This window comes from Shewanella livingstonensis (assembly GCF_003855395.1).
Lineage (GTDB): Bacteria > Pseudomonadota > Gammaproteobacteria > Enterobacterales > Shewanellaceae > Shewanella > Shewanella livingstonensis.
The window spans coordinates 2,985,160-2,998,858 of sequence record NZ_CP034015.1 but is presented as its reverse complement, the minus strand read 5'-3'; the positions used below and the strand labels follow the sequence as shown (position 1 = coordinate 2,998,858).

General features: G+C 40.9%; 11 protein-coding genes. 2 read left to right on the top strand and 9 right to left on the bottom strand.

Translation table 11 applies throughout. From position 1 onward, the window contains the following. Positions 1 to 56: 56 nt before the first annotated feature. Both EGC82_RS12895 and EGC82_RS21885 read right to left on the bottom strand, forming a co-directional pair. The gene (locus tag EGC82_RS12895) at positions 57 to 464 is read right to left on the bottom strand and encodes a hypothetical protein (protein WP_059745331.1); all 408 of its coding nucleotides are present in this window, start codon (positions 462 to 464) and stop codon (positions 57 to 59) included. Positions 465 to 640: 176 nt separating this feature from the next. After that, positions 641 to 901, bottom strand: a complete 261-nt coding sequence (locus EGC82_RS21885) for a T6SS effector amidase Tae4 family protein (protein WP_164839133.1) — start codon at positions 899 to 901, stop codon at positions 641 to 643. Positions 902 to 1,247: 346 nt separating this feature from the next. Here EGC82_RS21885 and EGC82_RS12880 point away from each other — a divergent pair, with 346 nt between their 5' ends. Next, complete coding sequence (locus EGC82_RS12880; protein WP_124731121.1) at positions 1,248 to 2,285, top strand: LacI family DNA-binding transcriptional regulator; 1,038 nt, start codon at positions 1,248 to 1,250, stop codon at positions 2,283 to 2,285. An 84-nt stretch (positions 2,286 to 2,369) separates the two neighbouring features. Further along, entirely contained in the window at positions 2,370 to 3,302 is a 933-nt protein-coding gene (locus EGC82_RS12875; RefSeq protein WP_124731120.1) for a DUF808 domain-containing protein, read from the top strand. Positions 3,303 to 3,397: 95 nt separating this feature from the next. Here the strand turns inward: EGC82_RS12875 and EGC82_RS12870 are convergent, their stop codons facing one another. The 7 genes from EGC82_RS12870 to EGC82_RS12840 form a co-directional block, all read right to left on the bottom strand. Beyond that, entirely contained in the window at positions 3,398 to 3,793 is a 396-nt protein-coding gene (locus tag EGC82_RS12870; protein WP_124731119.1) for a DUF805 domain-containing protein, read from the bottom strand. A 167-nt stretch (positions 3,794 to 3,960) separates the two neighbouring features. Further along, the gene (locus EGC82_RS12865; protein WP_124731118.1) at positions 3,961 to 6,444 is read right to left on the bottom strand and encodes a glucan 1,4-alpha-glucosidase; all 2,484 of its coding nucleotides are present in this window, start codon (positions 6,442 to 6,444) and stop codon (positions 3,961 to 3,963) included. Between the two features lie 76 nt (positions 6,445 to 6,520). Continuing rightward, positions 6,521 to 8,080 (bottom strand): MFS transporter, encoded by a 1,560-nt coding sequence (locus tag EGC82_RS12860; protein WP_124731117.1) that lies wholly within the window; start codon positions 8,078 to 8,080, stop codon positions 6,521 to 6,523. Positions 8,081 to 8,471: 391 nt separating this feature from the next. Further along, complete coding sequence (locus tag EGC82_RS12855) at positions 8,472 to 10,616, bottom strand: glycoside hydrolase family 97 protein (protein WP_244212466.1); 2,145 nt, start codon at positions 10,614 to 10,616, stop codon at positions 8,472 to 8,474. Between the two features lie 345 nt (positions 10,617 to 10,961). Then, positions 10,962 to 12,389, bottom strand: a complete 1,428-nt coding sequence (locus tag EGC82_RS12850) for an IS4 family transposase (protein WP_124731116.1) — start codon at positions 12,387 to 12,389, stop codon at positions 10,962 to 10,964. 199 nt (positions 12,390 to 12,588) lie between these two features. Beyond that, the gene (locus EGC82_RS12845) at positions 12,589 to 12,999 is read right to left on the bottom strand and encodes a hypothetical protein (RefSeq protein WP_124731115.1); all 411 of its coding nucleotides are present in this window, start codon (positions 12,997 to 12,999) and stop codon (positions 12,589 to 12,591) included. A gap of 38 nt (positions 13,000 to 13,037) precedes the next feature. Next, positions 13,038 to 13,697 (bottom strand): hypothetical protein, encoded by a 660-nt coding sequence (locus EGC82_RS12840; RefSeq protein ID WP_124731114.1) that lies wholly within the window; start codon positions 13,695 to 13,697, stop codon positions 13,038 to 13,040. Positions 13,698 to 13,699: the final 2 nt, after the last annotated feature.

The following is a 13,699-nucleotide window of genomic DNA, read 5'->3' as shown; positions in this document are numbered from 1 at the left end:
GAAGCTCTTTAAAGAAATTCAACTTATAGCGTTATGATCTTATCACCAAAAAAAATTTATTGTTTATTATTTAAGAAGTGACGGTAGACCTTTTCATCTAGGCCAATTGTTGGACACGTTAACCCTTTATCTCTTACAGTTGAAGCAGTCATCTTGCCATCAGTGATAAACACTGCTTGTGATTGTAATGAGCATTTATCAATCGCTTTCACTTGCCATCTTTTGAGTTCATCTAAAGCTGCAGGCGCACCAGCAACAATATAAACTTTCACATTATTGTATTGATAAAAATAACGCCCATCGTCATTAACCTTTACGAGAGAACATGGTGTTTTTAATTGTAAAGCAATATGTTGAGTATCTTTATCGAAAACGCATTGCCCTGAATCATCGTTCAAACTGACATGAGCGTTAGCACATGACATTAACAATAATGATCCGAGTAAACCAAATGGTCGAATCATGCTGACATTTCCCAGAACCATATTTGCTCTCCTAAATTAAGCCAGTCAGGATCTCCAGCCTTTAAATATTCACCATCCCATAAATCAATATGATCAGTATTTCCCCAACCATTCATTATAAAAACAATGCCTTTTTTATCTTTTAAAACAGATAGAGCATCGTTTTTAAGGACTTGTTAGTTACCAACAAATGTACAGTTAGCAGAGTCAATCCAATTTGCAAGTTCTTGTGCAGCAAGGATATGCCTTGGTGTATGTTTTAAACCAGGATAACAGCGACGTTGAGGATACATTTTATCAAAAGATGAAATATCGATTCCAGACGCTTCTAATGACACACCCATACGGATAGCACATTGATTAGCGAATAATGTTTTGTCGTAAGGGTTGCTGGGATAAGGATGGTTAACCCATAATTTATTAAATTGCATAAGCATGTTACTAAGTCCTTTTAAATGAATAATTAACAATACCACCTTCGTAATGTTAAAAAAATTACCCATAGTAATTACTGATAACATAACTTAACATATGATAATAGATACCTAAAACCAAAGTAAATGATGTAGTTAACTCCCCCCATTTACGTATTCAGCTAGCTTAAGTTGGCTCATTACTATGAAATGATAGAATTATGAATAAATATTTTAAGCGAATAAACTACAATATTTATAAATTTCATAATAGTAGAGGCTAACTATTTTTTTAAATCATTATTAAAGGCAATATGCGGGTACTTTCAGTTTCAAACCTTCACCCATTAACTACAGGCGATGCAGAGAAATGACATCTAAAGCGACTTCTATTGATATAGCTTACCGTGCAGGCGTGTCGCAATCGACTGTGTCTCGTGCGTTAAGAAACAGTCCGTTGGTAAATTTAGAAACACGACAGCGTATCCAAGCCATTGCAAAAGAACTCAATTATAAAGTCGATAAAAATGCCAGTAACTTGCGCATGCAAAACAGCCATACGTTAGCATTGCTAATTTGTGAAGATCCAACTAATGATGAGTCGATGATTAACCCATTTTTCCTCTCTATGTTGGGTTCGATCACTCGAGCAACCGCCCGTCAAGGTTATGATTTATTGGTGTCATTCCAGCAGCTTTCAACTGATTGGCATGCAGATTATGAAGACAGTAATAAAGCCGATGGTATTATTTTATTAGGTTATGGTGATTATGTAGACTATGCCCATAAGCTAGATAAGTTAATCGAGAAAGAAACTCACTTTGTTATTTGGGGGGCGGAGCATAACAACAAGGCGGTATTATCGATTGGTTGTGATAATCATCAAGGCGGTGTTATTGCTACGGAACATTTACTTGGATTAGGCCATAAAAATATCGCGTTTTTAGGTGATTCCTCTAGTCGCAGCCCTGAGTTTAGAGACCGATACTTAGGCCATGTTGATGCTTTAAAAGCTGTCGATATCCAAGTTGATAAACACTTACAACATGACGCCATTAATACTGAAGCTTCTGGCTATAATGCTGCCAACCTATTATTAGACAGTGCTGTGGCATTTGATGCCATTTTTACCGCCAGTGACCTTATTGCGATAGGGGCGATTCGTGCACTAAAAAAGCGTGGTGTTTCTGTGCCAGAGCAAGTTGCTGTGGTGGGATATGATGATATTCCAGTGGCAAGTTTTTCTAATCCACCGTTAACAACTATTAAGCAAGATACTCAGTTTGCTGGCGAAATACTGGTAGAGAGTGTATTGAAGTTAATCCGTGGTCAAGAAGTGAGTCAGCGGTTAATCAAAACTAATTTATTGGTACGTAGCTCGTGTGGTGCAAATGTTGAAGAGAATTAATGCATTAATATAAAATGTATTAATCTACTATGTTACATAACAACAACTACTATTAACTATTGTTTTTAAAGGATAAGACTATTTATGGCCGGTGCCAGTTTATTAACTCTCTTAGATGATATTGCCACTATTTTGGATGATGTGGCGGCAATGAGTAAAGTGGCAGCACGCAAAACAGCGGGCGTCTTGGGTGATGACTTAGCGCTAAATGCGCAGCAAGTATCAGGTGTTGCCTCTGAGCGAGAATTGCCAGTGGTGTTTGCGGTGGCCATGGGCTCGTTTCGCAATAAAGTCATTTTAGTACCGATGGCCATGCTCATTAGTGCATTTATTCCCTGGGCTATTACACCGTTATTGATGTTTGGTGGTTTATTTTTATGTTATGAAGGCTTTGAAAAAGTTTACCATTCAATAACCCACAAGAAGTTACCCGTCGCCGATGACAATACTATTATCGCTAAAGCAAAAACCGATATTGACGATTTAGCAGCATTTGAGAAAGAAAAAATCAAAGGCGCTATTCGCACCGATTTTGTTTTATCGGCTGAAATCATCGCGATTAGTTTAGGCGTCGCAGCCCACATGGATCTAATGGGTCAGTTTTTAACCTTGTCGGTTATTGCCATTGTGATGACGGTCGGGGTATACGGTTTAGTGGCTGGGATTGTTAAAATAGATGATCTGGGTTTATATCTAGCTCAGCGAAAGCCTAGTGGAATGGGGCATAAATTAGGACTAGGTTTAGTGTCTGCGGCACCTTATTTAATGAAAACCCTTACCTTTGTTGGCACAATTGCGATGTTTATGGTTGGTGGCGGTATTTTAACTCATGGTATCCATGTGGTGTTTGAATGGATTGAACATGCACAAACAATGGTTAATCAAGTCAGTGTAGTCGGTGGATTTTTAGGATTGTTAACCCCAAGTGTACTCAATGCATTATTTGGTGTGATTGCGGGTGGTTTGGCGGTGTTAGTCATCAACGGTGTGACCAAGTTAATGCCTTCTAAAACATAAATTAATATCAGTTAAGCTGTAATAAAAAGAGCATAGTCAGTGACTATGCTCTTTTTTATTTAGCGATGTTAACGAGTTTGATTAGTCGCGTCTAACTAAACGGCTAAATTGTCGTTATCACCAAGACTGGGTTCTGCCTTTGGGTTTGGGCCGTATTCATTGTCTTCTTTACTGTTAAAGCACATCACTACCAAAAGAATTAATACTCCTAGCAATGGAATAAACATTAACAACAGCCACCAAGCAGAATGGTCAGTATCGTGTAGGCGACGTGCACTCACGGCGATACTTGGGATCATTATGGCAAGTGAATAAATAGAGCTAAATAACCCTGCGCCATAAAGGTCATTGTATAAACCCACGCCCATATCTAATAAGGTCAGCACAATACTAATGATCATGCTGACAAGTCCAAACATCCAAAATTCTTTACGGCGTGCTCGGCCGCTAAAATCAAAGTACTGCTTCAATACTTTTACATACCAATCCATTCGTTATTCCTTAACATTAACGTTGTTTAATCCGTTGTATTTGTAACAAAATAGTGTTGAATTAACAAGGTTTTGTTTTAAATGATAGATAAAAATAAAGCCATTATTACAATGGCTTTATCGAGCAAGTAATCACATAGATGTTACTTGGTGGGGACTTAGGATGTTTATTGCGCTAATTGCTGTTTTACCACAGGGTAAAAGTCCCACACTTGTTCGTCGGTCATCGAACGCACCAATTTAACGTATTCGGCATGAGTCCACGCAAGCGGTGTGGCAGAGTTAGTGCCTTGACCCATTTTGTAGTCATATGGAGTGGCATTACCGATGCCATCCCAGGCTTGTTCTGGCAACATTAACCCTTGGTTGGCAAAGGTTTCCATGCCCTTTACATAGGTGTTGATAAGCGCTTGTTTAGTGTCAGCCGATAATGTGCCATTAGCCTTGGCTAGGGCTAATTCATAATGGCCGCGCTCGCCGGTAAAAAATGGCCAAACACGTCCTCGTTGGTCTACTGTATTGCCTTTTTCCGCATAGCTAAGTCCCGTTACCGTGTCTTCGCCATAGCCGTCATTACCATAACGACGATAACCCGGAATTTTGCTGCCATCTTTCGCGGTAAACTCATACTTAACTCGCAGGTTATCTTCAAGGCTTTGATTATCAATCAGCATCACGCTGTTTTTAATCACTGGATCTTGGGCATCAACCACACCGTAACGGACTAACTCTAAAAAACCACCGTCTAAAATCATCCTCTGATCCAGTCCCGGCTTACCGTTGTTATCCAAGAGTTTATCTGCGTTGTTTGGATTACCATTAGGGCTAATACGCACATAATAAGGAGCCGATTTTCCGCTAGATTGCTCGCCGCTAGATTGCTCTCCTAGTACGCTTGTTGTGGTCACCATGGTGGTTTGCAGCTGACGTTGTAACTTATGCGCTAAGTCGGCATATACTGATGCTTGTTGATCTTTTACCAACGTAGCGATGTCGCTGGCGGCCACTAAACCTGCAATAACCGCAGCGGTCGTTGAAGGTGAAAATCCGGCTTGTTCTTCCCAGCGCTCTTGTTGAGTACTTGGTGGCGTGATTTCAGTGTCGTTCCAGTCCAGCTTTACCTTGCCGCCTTTGACTAAAAACTCAGCTGCAGGTTTAAGCATCTGTTGGTACCACTGAGTTATTTCAACGTCGCTTAGCACGCCTGCTTGCCATAACTTCCAACCAAGCATGATTGGCATAGCCGTTTGATCGAGCTGCACGCCAACCCATTCAATTTCACCATCCACATGGGTTTTCTGTAAAAACCATCCCGGGGTGCCCGCAAAACCGGGTGTTTGTTGCTTAACTTGTACTTGCTTTAAATACTCAAAGGCGACTTTGGGCGTTTGGGTATCGCCCATGGCCAAAAATGCCATAGCGCATTGGTAGAAATCACGTGGCCACACCGCTTTGTAGCCAGTACTGCCAACGGTTGCTGAAACGGTATCACCCCATGGGTTAGACAGTGAGGCGATTAACGCACCAGCATGGGTTTTATCTTCTTGAGCTTTTAACACTAGCGCACTGGCATAAAGTAATTTGCCATTATCAGTGGTGCTTTTGCTCATGTTATTTAATGGGTTAAGTGATGCTAAATAGTCTTTCCAGCCCAAATGGCTGTCATCACCTAAATAGGCTTGTTTAACCGCATCGTAACCGGCATCTAATGTGGCTTGGGTAGTGGCTAAGCTGCTGGCTTTGTCTTTACCAAAACCAATAACCAGATTAAAGCTTAAGCTGTCATTTGCATTGGCAAGGGTAGGGTATTGAGCCGTTAGCGCAACATTGCCACCTTGGTTAGTATCGCTAGTGGTTTGATACAGTGCGTCGAGTTTACCGTTATCTTGTAAATCCATTAGGCCATCAGATGTGCCCACAAATCCTGCACTGGCGACAACAAAATCGACATCAGTTTTCACCGTCATTACGCTCGAGTTTGCACCGCTGGTGTGAGCCACTAACGCTTGGCCTTCAACGCTAGCGATGTCATTGGCGCCGCTGTTATCAATGTGTGGATTAACATACAGGTGCGGAGTGATACCTGCTTCAAATGCAGTAAAAGTGACTTTCATCATTAGGCTATTTCTATCAGGGTCGGTAAAAATATGCTTCTCGATTTGGTATTTACCTTCAACATCTTTATTGATTATTTTATAAGCCAAAGACAAAGGGCGGCCCATATCATCGGTATCTAAATATTCAATGGTGCTAATGGTGTTATCTTTTTCAGTATCAACAAAGTCATTGCCGCTAATAATAAATTGCAGTTCTTTGAGCTGGGCATTATGAATAAGGCCAAACATGGTCTCGGTTAACACACCTTGGGCAATCGAAAACCACACTTTACTGACAGGGTTTGCCGCGGTGTCTTGATACTGGCCATTAACATAGGGTTCAAACGATGTGCCAATACCTGTTTTACCTGCAAATGCCCATGTTGGCTCAATACCCGGCGCGCCAGGGGCAACCTTATGCATTTCAGCCGATGTTACTGTGAGTGCTTCAGTTTGATTGTCAGCAGGTGAGCATGCACTTAACGATAAACCGAGAATGCAGGCGCTTATTGCAGTCGCCATAGCGCTGCGATGGGTGAGTAAAGGCTTGAACATGGAATTCCCCAAAATAGTGTTAAGCAAAATTAACGTGAATCGCTATCTGTGACGAAGACAGATAATTATAAAAGAGTTACTTTTCTTGTTGAACGAACAACACTGCAATGCCTGAAATCATCATCGACACTCCACCTAAAATCAGTGCGTAAATCGGTTCGCCATCAAAGAAGCTCTTCAGTAACAAGCCTAAAATACTGGCGGCTAATAATTGTGGGATCACAATGAAAAAGTTAAATATGCCTAAATACACGCCCATTTTTTTAGGCGGCAGTGCAGCGGATAGCATGGCATAGGGCACCGATAAAATAGATGCCCAAGCAAAGCCAACGCCAATCATAGGGATCCACAATTGATTGGGGTCTTGAATAAACATAAAGCTGATGAGACCCAGTCCACCTAAAAACATATTGATGGTGTGGGTCAGTTTAATGCCGACTGCTTTGGCTAAAAATGGAATAATAATCGCGGCAATAGCCGCAAAACCGTTATATGAAGCAAACAATATTCCGACCCAGTCAGCGCCATCGTTATAGGCTTGGCTTAATACATCTGAGCTATGGTAATGATGCGATGTCACCGCTGCTGTGGTGTAAATCCACATTGCAAACAATGCAAACCAGGCGAAAAACTGCACTACTGCAAGCTGGCGCATGGCTTTGGGCATATGAAACAAGTCATCGACGACATTAAACAACATGCCAAAGCTTTCGCGTTGCTGAGTTGGCAGCATTTCACTTGCTGCTGTGTTGGCTAACTTACGTGAACAAAATAGTTGTAACGGCCCAAATGCCAAAATTCCTAAGCTTAATATGTACAATTGTTTGTCGAGATCTTGGATCATAATGGCGGCAGTAAACACTGCGCCAATGGCTATCCAAATAATGGCGCCAGTTTGGTATTGGCCACTGGTGCGAGTGTTAGCGCGGGTGGCTTCATTGTCAGTCGTGTCATGTTGATGAAACGCCGCCAGTTGTTCAGGCGAGTATTCTTTGGTTGATATAATGGTCCAACCGACCGCGACAAACAGCACCGCACCCCCAAAATAAAATGAATAACGCACTGAATCGGCAATATCACCGGCAGCGGCGGTATTAGCCACATCAAATACATTGGTTAATATGTATGGCATGGCTGAGGCGACCACAGCGCCAATACCAATAAAGAAACTTTGCATGGCGTACCCTTGAGTACGTTGGCTTTTCGGTAAGTTGTCGCCAACAAAGGCACGAAACGGCTCCATGGCGATATTGATTGATGCATCCATAATCCACAACATGCCCGCCGCAATCCATAAGGTTGGCGAGTGCGGCATTATAAATAACGACAATGTAGTTAATACTGCGCCAATTAAAAAATACGGTCGACGACGACCCAGTCGATTCCACGTTTTGTCACTCAAGTAACCAATAATGGGTTGTACAATCAAGCCGGTCAACGGGGCGGCAATCCAGAGAATGGGAATGTCGTCGATAGAGGCGCCCAAGGTTTGAAAAATACGACTGACGTTGGCATTTTGCAGGGCGAAGCCAAATTGGATCCCCAAAAATCCAAAACACATATTGAAGATTTGCCAAAAATTAAGCTGTGGTTGTTGCGTGGCATTATTATTATTATTATTGTTATTCGCAGACATGTTCTATCCCTTTTTGTCAGCCTCTATGGTGATTTTTTATAATTTATTACTACGATTTAAGTCGAAATTAGGTCGTGTTAATTCACTAGCCATTAAAAAAATGGCGAATACATATCCCCTAAGACAAGTATTCGCCAGACCTACAATTGACAGATTAGTTATTTACGATAAATAAACAATCAATCAAATCTCAGGATATAAAGCTGATGATCCCCATGGCCGAGAATACATCAGAAAGCGACCTAACCCGTTTCATCCAGCAATTGAAGGGATGAAACAGCATGGATTTATAGTATCCCTGAGCGTGAGATTGGTACAACTTAATACATACGTATTCATGTAACATAACCTCATAATTTGTACACTTTTATAACATTTATAGTGACAAGTATTATAGCGCTTTCAAGCGAATTGCTGTGCCACCGCTGGCTGCCAATGACAAATCGAGGGTCTCTATTGCCGTGACAGTTTTAGTTTCAATCACATAATCATAAGGGTTGGTTAACCAATCCGCTTTAGCTCCATCGCGGTATATTTGTGCTTCATAACGTTTACCCGGTGTTAAAAAGTCTAGTTTTAGGTTTATTTTACGCGGCACCTCGTCGGTTAATGCACCTACATACCAATCTTCAGCACCTCGCTGTTTACGGGCAAAAGCAACGTAATCACCAATGTCACCGGCAAGGGCAATACTTTCGCTCCAGTCAGTGGGCACATCTTGAATAAACTGAAATGCATCTAGGCGTTGTACATAGTTACGTGGTAAATCGGCCGCCATTTGAATTGGGCTGTATAACACGACGTAAAGGGCTAGCTGTTTTGTTAATGTGGTTTTAACTCGATTAACCGCATCTAAGCCCTGTGGGGCTAAATTAAAAATCCCTGGGGTAAAATCCATCGGTCCGGCTAACATGCGGGTGTAAGGTAATATTGCAGTATGTTCAGGCGTGTTTGGCGGACTGCCCCAGGCATTATATTCCTGACCACGAGCGCCTTCACGGGCAATCCAGTTAGGATAAGTACGACGAAGACCTGTATCTTTAATCGGTTCGTGGGTATTAATGCTAATGCCACGTTTTGCTGCTTCAGTCACGCTGTACAGGTATTCGTTAACCATAAACTGACCGTCGTGCCACTCATGCCTAACAATGCCGTTGTCATCAACTCGTTTAATATCGCCGCCATCTGCCACATAACCGGTTTTCACTTGGGTCACACCATGCTTTTGATACATATCATAGGCATCACTCATTTGATTACGATAATTGGTTACCGAGCCTGAGGTTTCATGATGGCCAATTAAACGGACATTTTTACTGTGGCCGTATTCCGTCACTTCATCAATATCAAAGTCAGGGTAGGCTTGGGTAAAGCTAAATACATCGCCGTTTTCAAACCAACTGCCATCCCAGCCTTCATTCCAACCTTCAACTAATACACCATCAAAACCATATTGGGCGGCAAAGTCCATATAACGCTTGGTTTCGCTGGTGGTTGCGCCGTGTTTAGGTCCGCTTCCCCAGGTGTTTTCATTTAAATGCATTCCCCACCAAATACCCACGTATTTACCTGGTTGCACCCAAGACACATCGCCAAGCTTGTTGGGCTCGTTAAGGTTAAGGATTAGGTCTGAGTTAAGTAATCCCGGGGCATCTTTAGCAATTTGAATCGTGCGCCACGGTGTTGAAAATCCAGGTTGAGTTTTAACGCGAATACCATCAGACCATGGGGTTAAATCAGCATGCAAAATACCATCACGGCCTTGATTAAGGACCATAGCGGCATAGTCGGTGAGGGCGGCTTCATGAATACTTAAATGCACGCCATCTGCCGTTCTAAAAGTCATTGGCGTATGCGCGCGGTCGATTTTATCAAGTGAAGTCGTATTGTATAAATATTCGTAACGGTTCCAACCACGCCCAGGGATCCACCATGCGGTGGTGTGCTGTGGATCGGGTATCGCAAATTCAGTTAACTCGTCGGTAATATCAAGTTTGGGTGTGTTAGTGAGTCCTGCTTGCTTAGGCACTAAATAGCGGAAACCAATACCGTCGTTAAAGGCTTTAAATTCGATATCGAAGTCAATTTTGCCGTTACTCAGGGTGGCGACCACGCGGTTGTAATTATCGCGGATATTTTCACGCTCCCCCCAAGGTTGTTGCCATGTTTGGTCTACGCTGCTGTTAGTCACATGTTTAATGTTGAAATCAGTACCTAATTCACCTAACTGTTGAAATACCAACCCCAGCTTACTCGGACTAATCACGGTTTTACCGTTAAATTGTATTTGGTATTCAGGACGACCATTGTCGTCAGTCAAACTGATGTTGATGTGTTTGTCTGGGGAGGTAACATTAACCGTTTTAGCCTGCACCGTGCTAGGAATGGCAATGGTTGCCAGTACTAGTGCACAAGACAAACTAACGATATTGGGCGTAAAGGTTAACTGAGCCGTTGAGAGCGCTGAACTGGTTGAGTCAGTTGAGATCGAAGAATGAGTTGAGCTGGTTGAGTCAGATGAATAAGCGTGCACCATACAAAATCCTTATTGTTTATTATTTTATCTTTCAACAAGCAATATAAGACGCTTTTAGATTTTACAGCAAAGATCTGCATACGTATTCAAGGATACCTACACAAAAAGCACACGAATAAATTGCCTGTTGCGTACAATAATTATTGATAATTTCTGACTAATTTTTTCGAAAAAAGCAGAATACTAAACACAAATTTTGTTTGTTCTAACTTATTTTAGGCTACAGAGGGTGATCAATATTGACGATTAAATTTAGTAAAATTACACCAGTAAAAATGCAGGGAAAATTTAGACGCTAATTGAACATGCTGAAGTGATGATTTATAGCTGTCTCTTGATCAGATCTCATAAGCTCTCGCCATCAGCAATCATTTCTTTCGCGACTCGGTAGCCTACAACATGAGACTGTAATGTACTCCAACCTTCCCAAACCGCCGTCCAGCTTGCGATCCCTGTTCGTTTGGTATCGGTGAAACCACCCAGCTTTGCGATTGATTGATACGCCCACTTCAGACTCGGCGCTCCTTTATCTTTATGCCCTCTAGGCTTATTAAACCGCATTAGCACCTTCCATTCATCTTCTTCGAGCACCGTGTCACAGCGTTGAGCCTCCACTGCTTTGGCCTCCTCAAGCAGCCCTTTTTTACGTAAATAATAAGGGAGGGTGATGGCTTCTCTGAGTTGCAGTAAACGGACGCCGATAAACGCTAAGATTGAAACCGCTCTTTCTAAATTCTTAGGCTCTGTCATTCTTTGGCGCTCAGCTCCTGCACCCGTTTTCCATGCTTTATGAAAATCTTCAATTCGCCATCTTGCGGTGTAAATATCAATAATATGAAGTGCTTGAATTAACGTATCGATTGGCTCTGTTGTTAATAACACCCAGCGCAACGGCTCGGTCACGTTTTTTGATGTTTTTTCTTGAGCGTACACCACATTGACAGGCTGAGTTTCACCTTTTGCTTTGAAGGTAACCTGTGCCACTTTAATTGTTAGCTTGGCTTTTCTGGCTACGCGGTTTACAGGCTTCCCTTTACTATTTTTTGTCCCTTTCTGGGCGATATCTATAGTGTATTCACCCAGTTCTGCTTGTGACTCAAGGTGTTCAAATAACTTAGGTCCTGTCTCAACCAGTGCTCTTGAATGTTTCGCTCGAACAACGAAACGTTCATTATGCTTCTGCTTATCTTGAATATAACTCAATATATCTGCTTCTCTGTCACACACTGAAATGACCCGTGACATGATGTCTCCCAAGCGTTGACGGCAGAAATAGGACGCTTCTGACCACTTACCACTTTCTTTTTCGTCAGCATCTTCAGGGTTATTAGGACGAAGCCAGTATTCTTGATGAATAAGCCCGATAGTCTGAGTCGTGAAGCTGTCTAATAGCAGGGTTGAATGAACCCACCAACCACGTGATTTATCTGTCGTCGTCCCAAGTTTGCCAAGCTCTTGTGCTACTTGGTGTTTGTAACTCAACGCAGTGGTGTCATCAATGGCTAATATCTCAGCATAGGGCTGGGCAAGCTCTGCAGTATGTTGAAAACCAGAAGCTCTAATCACTTCTGGAGAAATGTTGTCATTACGGATCAATCGATAAGCCCCTTCAACTTTAGCTTCATTACCTCGACATGATAAAGCGATTGACTTACCGCTACAACGCGCCATGTCGGCAGCAACTTCGATGACACGGTCAGTGCGACGTGAGTCACCAAATGAACCGTTTTTAAAGTGATTGTATGACCATTGCTCTGCGTTGAAAATAGACATTATTAATCTGCAAATTGATTGAGTTACCAGATCTGATCATCGATTTGTCACAAAGTTCATTTTGCTTCAGATTTGTGTAGAAGAGTCAGGATTTATAGAGGGAATTTATTTTAGAAGCTGGTTAAAAAGTATAATCAGCTTCTATGTAATAACTTAAATCTTAGATTCTTAAAATTTATTTTTTAAGAGCTAATTTAAACTAGAGTTCTTTTTCAACAACATGTTGAATATTAAATGCTCGATCATCTACTTGATCTACATTCGTAATTGGAGAGTGATTTAATGTTAGCGTTCCACTTTTGAATTCAGCAAATTTATCACTTCTGTGATTATCACTATAATTCTGAATAACTACTTTCTTTAACGACTCTTGTATTACTTCTCTTGCAAAATCTTCAGAACACATTTCCTTAAATGCTTTTGCAAGAGGTTGGAAGTAAACTTTTGGCCAGCACTCATCATATAAGTGACTGAAACGATCCACTTCTAAAGTAGACCAGTTAACTTCAATTTCAAACTTAAAACCTGCATCTTTGAATATTTTCTCTTTCAAAGATTCTAAGCGATTGTCTTGAAATTCTTTTGTCGCACGTCTTTCTGCTAAACCCATTTTAAATCTCCATATTAATAGTAGGTTTTATTACGAAATTACAAAGTTTTTTCTAGCTTGTTTTTTATTAAAGAGTTGTAGTCATTTGGGAGGCTTTTTGACAAACAATACTTTAATGTTATTCGGTTATTTGTTTTAGTTAAAGAAAGAAAGTTATTATCAACATTAACAAACTCAATCGCATCAACTTTTGAGACTAAGTTTTTACCAAATTCATCATCAGCTATCTCCATTAATGAATCGAAAGTGCTATCTATTAACGATAATACATTGTCTATCACAACACTGTCATACATTTCTATATTTGGTGGGATAAATTTAATTTTTATACCGAGATTTTTTTTAATGGCTTCTTCAATCATCTCTGATTTTTCATCTAATGAAATAGCTGGTTCTAATTTTGAATCAAAAGCATTAACTTTTTTGTTATTTATTTCTAATAAATGCAATTTTGTTTTTGCATTTAACAAACCAATTGATGCTATGTTTTCGATCTGAATGTATGTTATAACATCTTCTTTTGAATATAAAACTAAAACTCTATTATCTAAGTCTAAGTGAGTTAGGAATCCAATATAGCAGTGTCCAAATTTATCATTTAAAACGATTTTTGGCGGTTCTATATTCTCTTTTTGTTTTATTCTCTCTAAAATCTTGTCAAAAGAAGAGATAAATATTTCATATGAAGATGGAAGCATAA

What these genes read in the sequence shown, in the direction of transcription:
- EGC82_RS12860 (WP_124731117.1), bottom strand. Translation starts at nt 8,080, where the DNA reads ATGTCTGCGAATAACAATAATAATAATAATAATGCCACGCAACAACCA.
- EGC82_RS12880 (WP_124731121.1), top strand. Translation starts at nt 1,248, where the DNA reads ATGACATCTAAAGCGACTTCTATTGATATAGCTTACCGTGCAGGCGTG.
- EGC82_RS12870 (WP_124731119.1), bottom strand. Translation starts at nt 3,793, where the DNA reads ATGGATTGGTATGTAAAAGTATTGAAGCAGTACTTTGATTTTAGCGGC.
- EGC82_RS12875 (WP_124731120.1), top strand. Translation starts at nt 2,370, where the DNA reads ATGGCCGGTGCCAGTTTATTAACTCTCTTAGATGATATTGCCACTATT.
- EGC82_RS21885 (WP_164839133.1), bottom strand. Translation starts at nt 901, where the DNA reads ATGCTTATGCAATTTAATAAATTATGGGTTAACCATCCTTATCCCAGC.
- EGC82_RS12855 (WP_244212466.1), bottom strand. Translation starts at nt 10,616, where the DNA reads ATGGTGCACGCTTATTCATCTGACTCAACCAGCTCAACTCATTCTTCG.
- EGC82_RS12850 (WP_124731116.1), bottom strand. Translation starts at nt 12,389, where the DNA reads ATGTCTATTTTCAACGCAGAGCAATGGTCATACAATCACTTTAAAAAC.
- EGC82_RS12845 (WP_124731115.1), bottom strand. Translation starts at nt 12,999, where the DNA reads ATGGGTTTAGCAGAAAGACGTGCGACAAAAGAATTTCAAGACAATCGC.
- EGC82_RS12865 (WP_124731118.1), bottom strand. Translation starts at nt 6,444, where the DNA reads ATGTTCAAGCCTTTACTCACCCATCGCAGCGCTATGGCGACTGCAATA.
- EGC82_RS12895 (WP_059745331.1), bottom strand. Translation starts at nt 464, where the DNA reads ATGATTCGACCATTTGGTTTACTCGGATCATTATTGTTAATGTCATGT.
- EGC82_RS12840 (WP_124731114.1), bottom strand. Translation starts at nt 13,697, where the DNA reads ATGCTTCCATCTTCATATGAAATATTTATCTCTTCTTTTGACAAGATT.